Raw genomic sequence first — 15,692 nt, 5'->3', positions numbered from 1 at the left:
CTACAGCACCTGCATGGTGACCGCGACGAAGTGGCAGACGCTGCCACCGATGACGAACAGGTGCCAGATCGCATGCGAATAGGGAATCGATTCGCGGTGGTAGAAATAGGTGCCCAGCGTGTAGGACAGGCCGCCGGCCAGCAGCCAGCCCAGCGTCCAGCCGTCGATCGAGGCCAGCATCGGCTTGACCGCCACGATCACCAGCCAGCCCATGGCCACGTAGATGGCAGTGGACAGGCGCTTGAAGCGACCGGTGTAGAACAGCTTGAACACCACGCCGGCCAGGGCCAGGGTCCAGATCGCGGCGAACAGGCCCCAGCCCCACGGGCCGCGCAGGCCGATCAGGGTGAATGGGGTATAGGTGCCGGCGATCAGTACGTAGATCGCACAGTGGTCGAACACTTTGAGCCGGCCCTTGGCGACCGGGTGCTGGATGGCGTGGTACAGGGTGGACGCGGTGTACAGCAGCAGCAGCGCGATGCCGAACACGATGGCGCCGGCCAGCTGCCAGCCATCGCTGTAGATTGCGGCCAGGGTGATCAGCACCGCGCCGGCGCCCAGGGCGAGCACGGCACCGAGGCCATGGGTCAGGGCGCTGGCGATTTCTTCGCGGATCGAAGCAACGGAAGTCGTGGACATGGCGTAGGCATCGTTCGCGGGGAGGGGGACCCGCACCCCCCTATCATCGCCGCGATGGGCGGCACGTGCACGCCCGTCACCGTATGGTGGGTGAATCCCTGGGTTGCGCCGTTGGTCCCGTGATCCGTCAATCGCCGCCATGCGTGGATGAACCGCCCGCGACGGCTGGGGCCGGAGTCCTTTTCTGTGGAAAGGGCTCCGACCCCGTGGCATCAGCCTGCCGAAACGGTGTGCGCCGCTTCGCGTGTGGCCGAGAAACGCACATCCGGCGAGCGTTCCTGGGCCAGCTGCAGGTTGACCCGGGTCGGAGCGAGGTAGACCAGGTGGCCGGCCGCATCCAGCGCCAGGTTGAGCGCGTTCTTCTCGCGGAACTCTTCCAGCTTCTTCTCGTTGCTGCAGTGGACCCAGCGCGCAGTGGTCACGCTGACCGGCTCGAAGGTGGCTTCCACACCGTACTCGTCCTTCAGGCGGTAGGCGGCCACGTCGAACTGCAGCACGCCGACGGCACCCAGGATCAGGTCGTTGCTGGTCAGCGGGCGGAAGAACTGGGTCGCGCCTTCCTCGGACAGCTGGGCCAGGCCCTTCTGCAGCTGCTTGAGCTTGAGCGGATCACGCAGGCGTGCGCGGCGGAACAGTTCCGGGGCGAAGTTGGGAATGCCGGTGAAGGTCACCGCTTCGCCTTCGGTGAAGGTATCGCCGATGGAGATGGTGCCGTGGTTGTGGATGCCGATCACATCGCCGGGCCATGCTTCGGCTGCGATCTCGCGGTCGCTGGCCATGAAGGTCAGCGCGTTGGCCAGCTTCATTTCCTTGCCGGTGCGCACGTGGAAGGTCTTCATGCCGGCGCTGAAACGGCCCGAACAGACCCGCATGAATGCCACGCGGTCACGGTGCTGCGGGTCCATGTTGGCCTGGATCTTGAACACGAAGCCGGTCAGCTTGTTCTCTTCCGGTGCGATTTCGCGGCCGGTGGTGGTTCGCGCCTGCGGCGACGGCGCATGCTCGACGAAAAAGTCCAGCAGCGGCTGCACGCCGAAGTTGTTCACGCCCGAGCCGAAGAACACCGGGGTCTGCTTGCCGGCGCGGTAAGCGTCCAGATCGAACGGATGGCTGGCGCCCTGCACCAGTTCCAGTTCGTCGCGCAGGTCGGCCAGCATCTGTGCACCGATCTTCTCGGCCAGGCCGGGCGCATCGATGGACGGGAAGATGGTCGAGTCCTGGCGGGTGAAGTTGCGACCCGGTTCGTACAGGTGCACTTCGCCGGTCAGCAGGTGAACCACGCCCTTCAGGCGCTGGCCCATGCCGATCGGCCAGGTGACCGGCGCGCACTGGATGCCGAGCACGGTCTCCACTTCATCCAACAGCTCGATCGGGTCCTTGCCCTCGCGGTCGAGCTTGTTGATGAAGGTCATGATCGGGGTGTCGCGCAGGCGGCACACCTCCATCAGCTTGATGGTGCGCTCTTCCACGCCCTTGGCCACGTCGATCACCATCAGCGCCGAGTCCACTGCGGTCAGCACGCGGTAGGTGTCCTCGCCGAAGTCGGCGTGGCCAGGGGTGTCGAGCAGGTTGACGATCTTGCCTTCGTACGGGAACTGCATCACCGAGGAGGTGACGGAGATGCCGCGTTCCTTTTCCAGCGCCATCCAGTCGGAGGTGGCGTGGCGGGCGGCCTTGCGGCCCTTGACCGAACCGGCCATCTGGATCGCGCCTCCGAACAGCAGCAGCTTTTCGGTCAGCGTGGTCTTGCCGGCGTCAGGGTGGGAAATGATGGCGAAGGTGCGGCGACGCGACGCTTCGGTGGCGACTTCGGACATGGCAGTGGCGCCCGCCCGGGGCGCTTTTCAAAGAGATAAGCGCCCGATTATACCGGCCGGGGCCGGTCAGCGCCCGATACCGCCGTCGGCCTCGCCGTGGCGGGCGAACTGCAGCTGGCCCTGCCCGGCGAAGATGCGCACCGGCACCGAGCGCAGGCCCATGCCGCGGTTGACCTGCACCACGAAGTGCAGGTGCGGCGCAGTGCTGTAGCCGCTGTTGCCGGACAGGCCGATCGGTTGCCCGGCTCCCACCGCCTGGCCGCGGCGCACGCGCATGCCGCCGGCCTGGAGGTGGCCGTACAGGGCCATGCTGCCGTCGCTGTGCAGCACGCGGACGAAATTGGCACGGGCACCATCGCGCTCGCGGTCCTGGCCGTTGCCAGGGAAGCCATCCTGGATCTGCATCACCGTGCCCTCGCGCGCGGCCAGCACCAGGGTGCCCTCCGGCAGTGCGAAGTCGACCGCGTCGCGGTTCTCCTCGTCGTCATGGCTGAATCGCCCCTGCGGCGCCTGGTCCACACGCAGGCGGGCCGCATCGAACGGCAGGCGATAGCCGACATCTTCGGCCTGTGCGGCAGGGTTGCCCGGCACCGACTGCAGGCGCAGATCCAGCATGCGGCCATCGATCGGGGCGGGCAGGTGGCCGACCACCAGGCTGCTGTCGCCCTGGATCAGCGACTCGACCGGGAGGCCTTCGACCGGGTGTCCGGGGCGGCGCGCAGCTGGATCTGCAGCGGCCCTGCCAACCCGTTGTCGATCCGCGCCTGCCATTGCGTACCGACCGGCTGCAGGCGCAACCGGGCCATGGGGGCGGCGCCCTCGGCACTGCCTGCGCGGGTGGCAGGCGCGGAAGGGGGAGCCAGTCCCCAGCCCTGGCGCCAGTCGCCGGCGTGTGCGGTCGCGCTCGCCAGCAGAGGCAACAGCAGGCAGGACAGGGGCAGGCGCGGCATCGGCGTTTCCAGCGAGAGGACCGCCGGGACTGTACCCGATCCTGAACGGGGCGACCGGGACGGCCCTCGCAGACTGATTCTGGAAATATCTATCGCTTTATCCGCATGAAGGGATTGACAGTGCCGGAAAGGGCTGGCATCGTGGCTCCACCATCGAGACCGGCAGAGGGACAGGCCCTTTGAAGCCGGGGCAGCCCGCAGGCGCGCAAGCGTCTGCGTAGGTGCCAAATCCTGCGGGGACCGTGGCGTCCACCGAAAGATGGTTCGAACCATGCACCCCACGTGCATCTCGAACGCGGGCCCGCGAAGGCTCGATGGCCGATTCCCCAACCGGATCCCGCCATGAGCTTCGCTGCCAGTACCGCCATTCGCCCGAGCCCTTCGTCCCCGTCAGCGTGCCGGTCGCAGACCGCGTGCACGCCGAGCGCGGTGAGTTCGCCGCGGTGCTGTCGATGCGCCATGCAGGCCCCAGCCCGGTGCGCCTGCGCTATGAGTGGGTGGGCCCGGCCAACGCGCCGGTGGTGGTGCTGGCCGGTGGCATTTCCGCCCATCGCCACGTGGCGTCCAACGCACAGTTCAGCGAGAAGGGCTGGGCCGAAGCACTTGTGGGTACCGGCCGCGCGCTCGACCCGCAGCAGCTGCGCGTGCTGGCCTTCGATTTCATCGGTGCCGACGGTGCACTGGATGTGCCGATCGATACTGCCGACCAGGCCGATGCGCTGGCGCTGCTGCTGGACCATCTCGGCATCCGCACGCTGAAGGCCTTCGTCGGCTATTCGTATGGCGCGCTGGTCGGCCAGCAGTTCGCGATCCGTCACCGCGCCCGCGTGCGCCAACTGGTGCTGGCCAGCGGCGCGCACCGCCCGCATCCCTATGCCGCCGCGTGGCGCGCGCTGCAGCGCCGCGCGGTTGCGCTGGGCCAGCTGCAGTGCGGCGAAGACCACGGCCTGGCCCTGGCCCGGCAGTTCGCCATGCTCAGCTACCGCACCCCGGAAGAATTCGGCGAGCGCTTCGACGCTGCCCCGGAGGTCATCAATGGCCGCGTGCGCGTGGCCGCCGAAGACTACCTCGACGCCGCCGGCGCGCAGTACGTCGCGCGCACGCCGGTGACCGCCTACCTGCGCCTGTCCGAATCGATCGACCTGCACCGTGTCGACCCCGCCGCGATCCTGCCGCCGACCGTGGTGGTGGCCGTGGAGGGCGACCGCCTGGTGCCGCTGGCCGACCTGGTCGGCCTGGTCGAAGGGCTGGGCCCGCGCGGCAGCCTGCGCGTGCTGCGTTCGCCCTATGGCCACGACGCCTTCCTCAAAGAAACCGATCGCATCGACGCGATCCTCGCCACCGCCTTCCGCACCTCTGGAGAGTCCGCATGAGCCTGCACGCCAACGAGCCGTCCTGTAGTCGCACCACTGCCGCCGTCCGTGCGGGCATCGATCGGGACACCGCGCATGGCGCGGTCACGCCGCCGATCGTGCTGTCGTCGAACTTCAGCTTCGAAGGCTTCGGCAACAAGCGCCAGTACGACTACACGCGCAGTGGCAACCCGACCCGCGACCTGCTGGGTGAGGCGCTGGCGGAACTGGAAGGCGGCGTCGGTGGTGTGGTCACCGCCACCGGCATGGGCGCGATCAACCTGGTGCTGAACGCACTGCTGAAGCCGGGCGATACCCTGGTGGTGCCGCACGATGCGTACGGTGGCAGCTGGCGCCTGTTCAATGCGCTGGCCCGGAAGGGCCACTTTGAACTGGTCACCGCCGACCTGACCGATCCGCGCGCACTGGCACAGGCGTTGGCCACCCAGCCGAAGCTGGTGCTGGTGGAAACGCCGTCCAACCCGCTGCTGCGCATCACCGACCTGCGCTTCGTCATCGATGCCGCGCACAAGGCCGGCGCACTCGTGGTGGTCGACAACACGTTCCTGTCACCAGCGCTGCAGCAACCGCTGTCGTTCGGTGCGGACCTGGTGCTGCATTCCACCACGAAGTACATCAACGGCCACAGCGATGTGGTGGGCGGGGCAGTGGTCGCGCGTGATCCGGCAGTGCACGAGCAGCTGGTGTGGTGGGGCAACGCGCTGGGCCTGACGGGTTCACCGTTCGATGCCTTCCTGACCCTGCGTGGCCTGCGCACGCTGGATGCGCGCCTGCGCGTGCACCAGGAAAATACCGCCTCGATCGTTGCCCTGCTGGACCAGCATCCGGCCGTCGGCAGGGTGTACTACCCGGGCCTGGCCGAACATCCCGGCCATGCCATCGCGGCGCGCCAGCAGAGCGGTTTCGGCGCGATGCTGTCGTTCGAGCTTGCGCACTGCGCCGGTGAAGATCCGCACGCGGCAGTGCGCGCATTCGTGGATGGCCTGCGCTGCTTCACCCTGGCCGAATCGCTGGGCGGCGTCGAAAGCCTGATCGCGCATCCGGCGACCATGACCCATGCGGCGATGACCGCCGAAGCACGCGCAGCGGCCGGTATCAGCGAAGGGCTGCTGCGTCTGTCGGTCGGCATCGAGGCCGAGCGCGACCTGCTGGCCGATCTCGGTGCCGCGCTGCAGCGCGCCGAAGTCGTGATCGATGCGGCCGCACGCCGCAAACAGGTGGTGGATGCATGAGCGCACTCGCTGCTGAAATTCCGGCGCTGGGCGCGGGACGCCTGGCGCTGCTCGGTACTGGCACAGTCGGCTCGGCCTTCGTGCAGCGCTACCAGACGCTGCGGGCTCGCGGGCTGGAACTGCCGAGCGTGCAATGGCTGGCCAACTCGCGCACTGCGCTGGAGATCGATCGTGACCTGGCGTTGCCGCTGGAACTGGCGCGACGTGCGCCACGCGATGGCCAGAGTTCGCCGGCGTGGGCCAGCACCGAAGGGCTGGAGCGTGGCGATGTGGTGGTCGATGCCACCGCCAGCGAAGACGTGGCCGCACGTCACGTGCAGTGGCTGGCGCGCGGCGTGCATGTGGTGACAGCCAACAAGCTGGGCCGTGGTGCGCAGCTGTCACGCGCGCAGGCCATTGCAGACAGCTGTGCCGACAGTGGTGCGCGCTATGGTGACAGCGCCACCGTCGGTGCCGGGCTGCCGCTGCTGAGCAGCCTGCGCGCACTGGTGGCCGGTGGTGATCACATCCATGCCATCGAGGGCGTGCTGTCCGGTTCGCTGGCGTGGCTGTTCCATCGCTATGACGGCAAGTCGCCGTTCTCGGCGGCGGTGCGCGAGGCGCTGGCGGCCGGCTACACCGAGCCGGATCCGCGACTTGACCTGTCCGGCGAGGACGTGCGCCGCAAGCTGCTGATCCTGGCCCGCAGCAGCGGGCTGGCGCTGGATGCTTCGCAGGTGCAGGTGGACTCACTGGTACCTGAAACGCTGGCCGCGTTGCCGCTGGAGGTCGCAGTGGCTGCGCTGGAGCAGCTGGATGCGCCGCTGCAGGCGCGTTGGCAGCGGGCACGCGAAAACGGCCGCGTGTTGCGTTTCGTCGGCCGTGTTGACGGTGGGGGTGCGCAGGTGGGCCTGCGCGAGCTGCCGGCCGATCACCCGTTGGCGCAGGGTGCGGGGACCGACAATCGCGTCGCCATCCACAGTGATCGCTACCGTCGCCAGCCGCTGTTGATCCAGGGCCCGGGTGCGGGCGCGGAAGTCACCGCCGCCGCGTTGCTGGATGACGTGCTGCGCATCGTCGGCTGATCGCACAGTTCTTGTAGAGCCGAGCCCATGCTCGGCTGCTCCTGGCGAGATCCCCTCCTGCTGGATAAGCCGAGCATGGGCTCGGCTCTACACGAGCACGCTAGCTGATCAGCGGGATTTCAACGCCTTCAACAAGGCGCTGTTGAACTGCTTCGGGTCCTGCACCTGCGGCGAATGGCCCAGTTCGGCGAACTCGACCAGCGTCGCGCCGGAAATCGCTGCGGCCGCCGCCTTGCCGAGCGCTGGATAGTTGCCCAGCGTCGCCTTCACCGAAGCCGGCGCCAGGTCGCGGCCGATCGCGGTGCGGTCCTTCTGGCCGATGAACAGCGTGGTCGGCACCTGCAGGTTCTTCAGTTCGTAGACCACCGGCTGGTTGAACACCATGTCCGAGGCCAGCGCCTGGCTCCATGCGACGGCCTGCTTGCCGGGCCCTTCGTACATGCCTGACTGCATCCGCGCCCAGGGTTCGTAGGCCGGCTTCCATTTGCCGTCGTAGTACACATCCAGCTGGTAGCGGCGGATGCTGTCGTAGCTGATGTTCATTTCACCGGCATACCACGCGTCGACGCCGCGCCAGGGCACGCCCAGCGCCTTCCAGTCTTCCAGTCCGATCGGGTTGACCAGCGACAGGCTGCGCAGGTCCTGCGGGTACATCAGCGCGTAGCGCACGGCCAGCATGCCGCCCATCGAATGCCCGACCAGGTGCACCGGCACGTCGCCCAGTTGCAGCTGCTGCAGCAGGGCATGGGTATTGGCTGCCAGCTGTGCGAACGTGTACTGATAGCGCTCGGGCTTGCTGGATTTGCAGAAGCCGACCTGGTCCGGAGCGATCACCCGATAGCCGGCGGCAACCAGTGGCTTGATCGATTCCTTCCAGGTGGCGGCGCAGAAGTTCTTGCCGTGCAGCAGCACCACCACACCGATGGGCGCCTTCTTCGGCGCGATGTCCAGGTAGGCCATTTCCAGCGGCTGCCGCTGCGATTCCAGTGCGAAGGTCTTGACCGGATAGCCGTAGTCGAAGCCCTCAAGCCGCGGCCCGTAGGTGGGGGCGGCCAGGGCGGTCAGCGGAAGGCAGGCAAGCAGGGCGGCAGCGATCACGCGCATGGGGCAATCCGGGGTGGGGGAGCCCCGAGCCTAACCGGAACGCGGTGACGGTGTCGTCCGACCGGCCAGGGACAACGGGGTAGAGTCGACTGTCAGTCGACTGCTCTTCGATCAGACCGCGAAAATCCCGCGCTGCACGCGATAGTCGACCAGCGGTCGACTCTACCCAGGGTCATCAGCACTCGATGACGTTCACCGCCAGGCCACCGCGGCTGGTTTCCTTGTACTTGTCCTGCATGTCGCGGCCGGTATCGCGCATGGTCTTGATCACCTTGTCCAGCGACACCTTGTGCTTGCCGTCGCCACGCATCGCCATGCGCGAGGCATTGATCGCCTTCACCGCGCCCATCGCGTTGCGTTCGATGCAGGGAATCTGCACCAGGCCACCGATCGGGTCGCAGGTCAGGCCCAGGTTGTGTTCCATGCCGATTTCCGCGGCGTTCTCGATCTGGCTGGGGTTGCCGCCCAGTGCCGCGACCAGGCCACCGGCCGCCATCGAGCAGGCCACGCCAACCTCGCCCTGGCAGCCCACTTCGGCGCCGGAAATCGAGGCGTTTTCCTTGTAGAGGATGCCGATCGCCGCCGAGGTCAGCAGGAAGTCGAACACGCGCTGTTCGTTCGCGCCCGGGCAGAAGCGATCGAAGTAGTGCAGCACCGCCGGCAGCACACCGGCCGCACCGTTGGTCGGCGCAGTCACTACGCGGCCACCGGCAGCGTTCTCCTCGTTCACTGCCAGTGCGTACAGGTTGACCCAGTCCAGCGTGGTCAGCGGGTCGCGCATCGCCGCTTCCGGCTTCGACGACAGTTCGCGGTACAACGCCGGCGCACGACGGCCCACCTTCAGGCCACCCGGCAGCACGCCTTCCTCGCGGATGCCGCGCGCCACGCACGACTGCATCGCACTCCAGATCTCGCGCAGCCGCGCGCGGATCTCGTCTTCGCTGCGCCAGCACTTCTCGTTCTCGAACATCAGCTGGGCAATGCTCAGGCCGCTGCGCGCGGTCTGCGCCAGCAGCTCGTCGCCGCTCTTGAACGGGTAGGGCAGCGGGGTCTCGTCGGGCACGATGCGATCATCGGCCGCGTCGTCCTGGTTGACCACGAAGCCGCCGCCGACCGAATAATAGTCGCGGGTGGCGATCACTTCGTCGTCGGCGTTGTAGGCAGTGAAGCGCATGCCGTTGGTGTGGTAGGGCAGCTTCTGGCGCTTGTTCATGCCGAGGTCGCGCTTCTCGTCGAAGGCGATCTCGTGCTGGCCCATCAGCTGGATGCGCTTGCTGCTGCGGATGCGCTCCAGCGTGGCCGGAATGATGTCCGGATCGATCAGGTTCGGCCGCTGGCCTTCCAGGCCCAGCAGGATCGCCTTGTCGGTGCCGTGGCCGCGGCCGGTCAGTGCCAGCGAGCCATAGACATCGGCGCGGATGCGCGCGACCTCGTGCAGGCGGCCCGGGTCGAGCAGCCAGCGATGGATGAATCGCTCGGCGGCCTTCATCGGCCCGACGGTGTGCGAGGAACTCGGGCCAATGCCGATCTTGAAAACGTCGAACGTGCTGACAGCCATGGTTGCCGTACTGCGGGTACCGGAAGAGATCGCTATTCTAGCGGTTCACGCCGCACTTCCATGGCTGCGGCGCAGCATTTCCGCCACGGGAGCCCGGCCGGTGTTGACCCTTATCCAACGTGACGATTGCCACCTGTGCGACATGGCCCTGGCCGAGCTGGCCAGGGCACGGGCGCCGGAGTTCGAATCGGTGTTCCTGGACGACCAGCCGGCGCTGGAAGCGCGCTATGGCACGCGGGTGCCGGTGCTGCGTGACGAGCGCGGCGACCGCGAGCTGGACTGGCCGTTCGACGCGGCCACGGTTCAGGCGTGGTTGGCCGTCGATCGGTAGTGCCGGCCGCTGGCCGGCAACCCCTCTGTTCCCGGTGATGCCGGCCAGCGGCCGGCACTACCAGATGCGGTTTATTTCGCGTCGAACTTCACGATCGTGCTGATCGCGGTTTCGTCCGGGATGGTCTTGGTGTCGGCCCAGTCACCGCCGCCGACGCCAAAGTCCAGGCGCTTGACCGTGGCCTTGCCGGTCAGCACCGGCTGGGTGCCCGGCTTCCAGGTGAAGGTCAGCGTGACCGGCTTGCTGACACCACGAAGCTCCAGGGTGCCATCGGCGGCGAACTGGTCATTGCCCATGGCGCGGAAGCCCTTGGCGGTGTAGCGCGCGGTGGCGAACTTGCCGACGTTGAAGAAGTCGGCGCCCTGCAGGGTCGAGTCACGATCGCTGTTGCCGCTCTTGGCGCCTGCCAGCGGAATCACCACATCCAGCGAACCGGCAGCCGGGTTGGCCGGGTCGAAGCTGAGCTTGGTCGCGAAGCCAGGGAAGCTGCCGGTGAACACTTCGCCGTCGTACTTGGTGGCGAACACCAGGATCGAACCGGCGCCGGGAGCCTGCGCGTAATCGGCAGCGAGTGCCGGAGCGGTGGCCAGCATGCCGGCCAGGGCGGCGGCCACGGCGGCCGGAGTGGTCAGTTTCAGGTTCATCGGTCAGTCCTTCTGAGGGGAGGCGAGCCAGCCACGCGGCAACATGCGGGACAGCGTTGCATCGCGCTGGAACAGGTGGTGGTAGAAGGCAGCGCCGGCATGGGCCAGCACCACCGCGATCAACAGCCAGAAGCCGTATTCGTGGAGGGCATGGGACACCGCGACGACCTGCGGGTCGGGGCCGCTCAGCTTGGGCACGTCGACCAGGCCGAACCAACGGAACGGGCGCAGGCCACTGGCCGAATCGTACAGCCAGCCCGACAGCGGGATGGCGAACATCAGCACATACAGCAGCACGTGGGTGGCGCTGGCAATGCGCTCCTGCCAGCTGGGCACGCCCGGCACCGGCTTCGGTGCCCCGGCGTACAGGCGCCAGCCCAGGCGGAACAGCACCAGCGCCAGCACGGTGATGCCGATCGACTTGTGCGCGGTGTAGACCCAGAAGTACTTGGGCGTCTTGGGCAGTTCGTCCATGGTCAGGCCGACCACGCCCAGGGCGAGGATCAGCAGTGCGATCAACCAGTGCAGGATCTGGCTGACGCTCCCCCAGGCGGCGGGGGTGTTCTTGGCGGTCATGAGGGGTCCTCTAGCGGGCCGTCTTGGGGTCGGAGTGTGGAAGGGGAGCGGGAGTTCCCGGGGCGTCGCTGCGGTCGAGGGTGGCTTCCGCCTCGATCCTCAGCTGTACTGCATCACCGATGACGCCCGGCCAGGCGGTGATGCCGAACGCGCGCCGGCTCAGCGTGGTGCTGCCGGAAAAACCGGCGGTGCGTCGGAACGGGGGAAGCGGATAGCGCTTGATGGCGTTGAGGGTCACATCCAGCGTGATTTCCTGGCTGACCCCGCGCAGGGTCAGCGTGCCGATCACGTGGGCGCGCCTGGCATCGATCGGTTCGACTTTGGTGGAGACGAACCGCGCGGTCGGGAAGCGCTCGCCGTCGAGCAGGCTGCGGGCCAAGGTGGCCTGGTTCCACTTGGCATCACCAAGGTCCAGCCGCGACACCGGAATATCCACTTCCACGGTGGCGTCGCGCCAGTTGTCGGGATCGAACCGCACGCGCCCCTCGCTGCCCGATACCGTGCCCATGGCCTGCGAGTAGCCTGCGTGGTCGATCGAGAACAGCACCCGCGTGTGCACCGGATCGAGGCGATAGGTGTCAGCGGCCGCCCAGGCAGGGGCGGTGGCGAGCAGCATCGGCAGCAGGGCCAGGCAGGGACGCATCGATGGCGGGCTCCGGAAGGGGACGCTGCGATCATACGCACAGCCCCCTGCCAACGTTGCGTGCATGGGTGCAACAGTTCGTGGTGGTGCCGCCGCTGGAAACAGGCTGTTGCAGCCATGACCCCGGCCCTGTGTGACAATCGGCGCAGGACAGGGGGTTCAGGATGACGAGCGGCTGGCGCCTGTGGTGCCGTGGCATCGCAGGTATGGGACTGCTGCTGGTGGCGATGGCCACGGCGGCTGCGACCCTGGACATGGCAGAAACACCACGCCTGCGCCGCTTCGGTGCCGCCGAAGGCTTGCCGTCTCGCATGGTGGTGGCGCTGGCCGAGGATCGCCAGGGCCACGTCTGGGCCGCCACCGATGGTGGACTCGCCCGCTATGACGGCAACAGCCTGCGGGTCTGGGAGCACGACCCGGAACAGCCGGGCTCGTTGCCTGGCAACGAGATCGAGACCCTGCTGATCGACCCGCTGGACCGGGTCTGGGTGGGCATCAATGGCAAGGGCGTGGCACGCCTGGATGCCGACCGCGAGCGCTTCCAGACCTTCGATACGGTCAATTCCACCTGCCAGGGGCAGTTCTGGGCACTGGCCTATGTCGACGACGCCTTGTGGATCGGGACCAACAACCATGGCGTCTGCCGTTTCGGCGAAGACGGCAGCGTGCGCCTCTACACCCATGATCCCGCGCGCCCGGGTGGCCTGCCCAGCAACAGCATCTTCACCAGCCTGGTCGACGCGCGGGGCCGCCTGTGGGTCGGCACCGAAGCCGGTGTGGCGCGTTGGAACGGCAGCGGCTTCGAGCCGGTGGCCGCGCGGGAACTGGGGAGGCTGAGCGTGCTCCGGTTGAGCCGTGATGCAGACGGTTCGATCTGGGTAGGCAGCCAGAACGATGGCCTCTACCGCATCGATGGGCAGGACCGGGTCAGTCGCCCGCGATGGGCCGACAGTGCCCAGCTGCGGTCGGCCCTGGTCCTGGCCGATCGCCAGGGGGGCTACTGGGCGGGTACCTCCGATGGCCTGTTGCGAGGGGATGCGGCGGCGTTGCGCCGGCTGGAGGGGGACCGCGGCAGCGGCTTCCTGACCGCGCACAGCGGTGTGCTTGACCTGCTGCAGGACCACGAGGGCGGACTGTGGGTGGCGTTGCTGACCCAGGGCCTGGCCTATCTGCCACCGGACTGGCGGCGCTTCTCGATCTGGAACCAGCTCGACGGCAAGCCGCTGGACAGCCAGTACCTGTTGAGCGCGGCCAGCGACGGGAAGAACTACTACGTCGGCTCGGCGCGAGGGGTGTACCAGCTTGATGCGCAGGGCACCCTGCGCCTGCTGGCCAGCGACCGGCAGCTCGGCAACGGCGTGGTGTGGTCGGTGCTGCCGCGCCCGGATGGTCGCCTGTGGCTGGGACGCGGCGGCCGCATCAGCGTCTACGATCCGGCCACCGGCGCATTGCGTGATCTGCGGATCGATGGCAGTGCCGACCTGCGCCAGCGCATCGACCTGATGCGGCAGGCCCCTGATGGCACGGTGTGGGTGTCGGTGATGGGCCTGGACCTGCAGCAGCGCGATGCAGAGGGCCGGCTGCTGCACAGTCATCCGCTGGAACATTTCCGCGGGACGGCCGATGCGCCGATCGAGCAGATCCGCTTCGACGCCCACGGCCGGCCCTGGGTGATGGGCGACATGGGCATCTGGCGTGAGCAGGCCGGACGCTTCGAGGCAGTGCCCGGCGTTTCGCGCGGCCCGATCTACGATCTGGCATGGATCGATCCGCAGCAGTTGTGGCTGGCGCGCCAAGGCGCCTTCGAGCGCTACCAGTGGGATGGCATGAGCCTGCGCCTGATCCAGCGCATCGACGGCAGTGCGGGCGTGCCGCCGGTGACCATGGGGGGCTGGCGCTGGCCGACAATGGCCAGCTGTGGGCCACGACGCCGCGCGGCCTGCTGCGGTGGGACCCGAAGACGCGGCGCCTGCAACAGTTCAACGAACGCGATGGCCTGTCCGATGCCGAGTTCACCGGTCGGCCACCTGCGGTGAACGCCGATGGCCGCGTGTTGGCGGTTACCCAGACCGGCCTGGTCGCCTTTGATGTGAATGCCGACGACACCGTGCTGCCGCCTTCATCGCTGGTGATCGCCGAAGTGCGGGTGCGGCGCGACGACGCACGCGGCTGGCAACCGCTGCCGCTCACCGGCACCCTGCTGCTGGGACCGGACGACCGCGATCTGCAGATCGATGCGCGGCTGCTTTCCTATGCCAGCCCGCAGGGCAACCGGTATCGCTTCCGCGTGCAGGGTTACGACCAGGACTGGGTGGAGCAGGGGGCGATGGCCAGCGCACCCTGTCGCGGCTGCCGACCGGCCGCTATGTCATCGAGGTGCAGGCCGCGACTGCCCGGGGCGCGTGGACACCTTCGCAGCAGTTGCAGGTGAAGGTGCTGCCGCCGTGGTGGCGCAGCGGCATGGCGATATTCGGCTACATCCTGCTGGGGTCGTTGCTGCTGGTGGTTCTGGTCTGGTCGATCCGCGCGCGGCTGCGCCGCCGCCAGCAATGGCAGCTGACGGTGCACAAGCAGCAGTTGGCCGAGCAGGCCTCGCAGGCCAAGAGCCGTTTCCTGGCTACGCTGGGCCACGAAGTCCGCACGCCAATGACTGGCGTGCTGGGCATGAGCGAACTGCTGCTGGCGACTCCGCTGGATCCGGTGCAGCGCGGCTACGCCGGGTCCATCCAGCAGGCCGGCAGCCATCTGCTGCGGCTGGTCAACGATGCCCTGGACCTGGCCCGGATCGAAGCCGGGCGGCTGGAGCTGGACCTGCGCCCGTTCGATCTGGGGGAGCTGCTGGACCAGGTGCAGGGCCTGATGCAGCCGATCGCGCAGCAACGCCAGCTGGTGTTCCAGCGCGGCGAAGACCCGCCCGGGCCGATCAGTGTCAGTGGCGACGAGATGCGCGTGCGCCAGATCCTGCTGAATCTGCTCGGCAACGCGATCAAATTCACCGAGCGCGGCCACGTCGGCCTGGCCGTACGCCTGGAAGAAAAGGGCGGCCTGTGTTTCGAAGTGCATGACAGCGGCCCGGGCATCAATGCCGAGCAGCAGCAGCGCCTGTTCCATCGTTTCGAACAGGCCGACGGCCCGCGTACCGCGTCGCGCTACGGCGGCAGTGGTCTGGGGCTGGCGATCTGCCAGGAACTGGCGGTGGCGATGGGGGGCGCATCGAAGTGGACAGCCAGCCTGGCAAGGGCGCGCGGTTCCGCGTGCGCCTGCCCCTGCCCTGGACGCGCCAGGCCGCCAGCGAAGCGGGCGACGTGGCGGCCCTGCCGGAACTGCCGCCGCTGCGCATCCTGCTGGTCGAGGACGATGCCACGGTGGCCGAGGTCATCGCCGGCCTGCTGCGCGTGCGCGGGCATGAGGTGGTCCACGTGCTGCATGGCCTGGGCGCGCTGTCGGAGATCGCCACCGATGGTTTCGACGTCGGCCTGCTCGATCTCGATCTGCCCGCGCTGGACGGTACGGCCATCGCCCGCCAGCTGCGCACCATGGGCTATGAACTGCCGCTGGTGGCGGTGACCGCCCGTTCCGATGCCTATGCCGAAACCCAGGTGCTGGCCGCAGGCTTCGATGGCTTCCTGCGCAAGCCGGTGACCGGCGACCTGCTGGTGACGGCCATCGCCCAGGCGCGTGCGAAACGACAGGCGACTGCGTGACGACGCCGACGCCGGGCGTGAACGGCGCGACTTTCGGTTTACCATGCCGACGCCCGC

Annotated in this window: 11 protein-coding genes, 2 pseudogenes and 1 riboswitch; of the genes and pseudogenes, 5 read left to right on the top strand and 8 right to left on the bottom strand. The window is 68.0% G+C overall.

The window, feature by feature from the left end; all coding sequences use genetic code 11:
• From trhA to DL544_RS15775, 3 genes and pseudogenes are all read right to left on the bottom strand, one after another.
• On the bottom strand, positions 1 to 639 hold the full coding sequence (gene trhA / locus DL544_RS15785; protein WP_005418403.1) for a PAQR family membrane homeostasis protein TrhA: 639 nt from the start codon (positions 637 to 639) through the stop codon (positions 1 to 3).
• A gap of 212 nt (positions 640 to 851) precedes the next feature.
• Positions 852 to 2,456: a peptide chain release factor 3 gene (locus DL544_RS15780; protein ID WP_005418402.1), complete on the bottom strand. Its 1,605-nt coding sequence runs from the start codon at positions 2,454 to 2,456 to the stop codon at positions 852 to 854.
• 66 nt (positions 2,457 to 2,522) lie between these two features.
• Positions 2,523 to 3,406 (bottom strand): annotated as a pseudogene (locus tag DL544_RS15775) (M23 family metallopeptidase).
• 147 nt (positions 3,407 to 3,553) lie between these two features.
• Positions 3,554 to 3,672, top strand: a riboswitch (SAM riboswitch).
• Between the two features lie 48 nt (positions 3,673 to 3,720).
• Between DL544_RS15775 and metX the strand changes: the two are divergent.
• The 3 genes from metX to DL544_RS15760 are packed head-to-tail and all read left to right on the top strand — an operon-like array spanning position 3,721 to position 7,075.
• Positions 3,721 to 4,779, top strand: a complete 1,059-nt coding sequence (gene metX / locus DL544_RS15770) for a homoserine O-succinyltransferase MetX (RefSeq protein ID WP_139727513.1) — start codon at positions 3,721 to 3,723, stop codon at positions 4,777 to 4,779.
• Positions 4,776 to 6,011 carry an O-succinylhomoserine (thiol)-lyase gene (locus DL544_RS15765; RefSeq protein WP_065185433.1) on the top strand — a complete coding sequence of 412 codons (1,236 nt, stop codon included), beginning with the start codon at positions 4,776 to 4,778 and terminating at the stop codon, positions 6,009 to 6,011. The genes metX and DL544_RS15765 overlap by 4 nt, the downstream gene beginning before the upstream one ends.
• Complete coding sequence (locus tag DL544_RS15760; RefSeq protein ID WP_065178203.1) at positions 6,008 to 7,075, top strand: homoserine dehydrogenase family protein; 1,068 nt, start codon at positions 6,008 to 6,010, stop codon at positions 7,073 to 7,075. The genes DL544_RS15765 and DL544_RS15760 overlap by 4 nt, the downstream gene beginning before the upstream one ends.
• 108 nt (positions 7,076 to 7,183) lie before the next feature.
• On the opposite strand, the gene DL544_RS15755 is transcribed toward DL544_RS15760, so the two are convergent.
• A complete protein-coding gene (locus DL544_RS15755) occupies positions 7,184 to 8,179 on the bottom strand; it encodes an alpha/beta fold hydrolase (protein ID WP_065185434.1) in 996 nt (331 codons plus the stop codon).
• A 175-nt stretch (positions 8,180 to 8,354) separates the two neighbouring features.
• On the bottom strand, positions 8,355 to 9,737 hold the full coding sequence (locus tag DL544_RS15750; protein ID WP_065178205.1) for an L-serine ammonia-lyase: 1,383 nt from the start codon (positions 9,735 to 9,737) through the stop codon (positions 8,355 to 8,357).
• A gap of 100 nt (positions 9,738 to 9,837) precedes the next feature.
• Between DL544_RS15750 and DL544_RS15745 the strand changes: the two genes are divergently transcribed.
• A complete protein-coding gene (locus DL544_RS15745) occupies positions 9,838 to 10,068 on the top strand; it encodes a glutaredoxin family protein (protein WP_032954410.1) in 231 nt (76 codons plus the stop codon).
• 71 nt (positions 10,069 to 10,139) lie between these two features.
• Here DL544_RS15745 and DL544_RS15740 read toward each other — a convergent pair whose 3' ends face one another.
• From DL544_RS15740 to DL544_RS15730, 3 genes are read right to left on the bottom strand one after another with little or no spacing between them, the layout of a single operon-like run.
• Complete coding sequence (locus tag DL544_RS15740; RefSeq protein ID WP_005418389.1) at positions 10,140 to 10,712, bottom strand: YceI family protein; 573 nt, start codon at positions 10,710 to 10,712, stop codon at positions 10,140 to 10,142.
• A 3-nt stretch (positions 10,713 to 10,715) separates the two neighbouring features.
• A complete protein-coding gene (locus DL544_RS15735) occupies positions 10,716 to 11,288 on the bottom strand; it encodes a cytochrome b (protein ID WP_065185435.1) in 573 nt (190 codons plus the stop codon).
• A 10-nt stretch (positions 11,289 to 11,298) separates the two neighbouring features.
• Positions 11,299 to 11,931, bottom strand: coding sequence for a YceI family protein (locus DL544_RS15730; RefSeq protein ID WP_053499626.1), 633 nt, complete (start codon positions 11,929 to 11,931; stop codon positions 11,299 to 11,301).
• A 164-nt stretch (positions 11,932 to 12,095) separates the two neighbouring features.
• On the opposite strand from DL544_RS15730, the pseudogene DL544_RS15725 reads away from it, so the two are divergent.
• A pseudogene (locus tag DL544_RS15725) lies at positions 12,096 to 15,635 on the top strand (sensor histidine kinase).
• Positions 15,636 to 15,692: the final 57 nt, after the last annotated feature.

The organism is Stenotrophomonas sp. pho, from assembly GCF_006228405.1.
GTDB lineage: Bacteria > Pseudomonadota > Gammaproteobacteria > Xanthomonadales > Xanthomonadaceae > Stenotrophomonas > Stenotrophomonas sepilia.
This window is presented reverse-complemented; position numbering and strand designations above follow the sequence as displayed.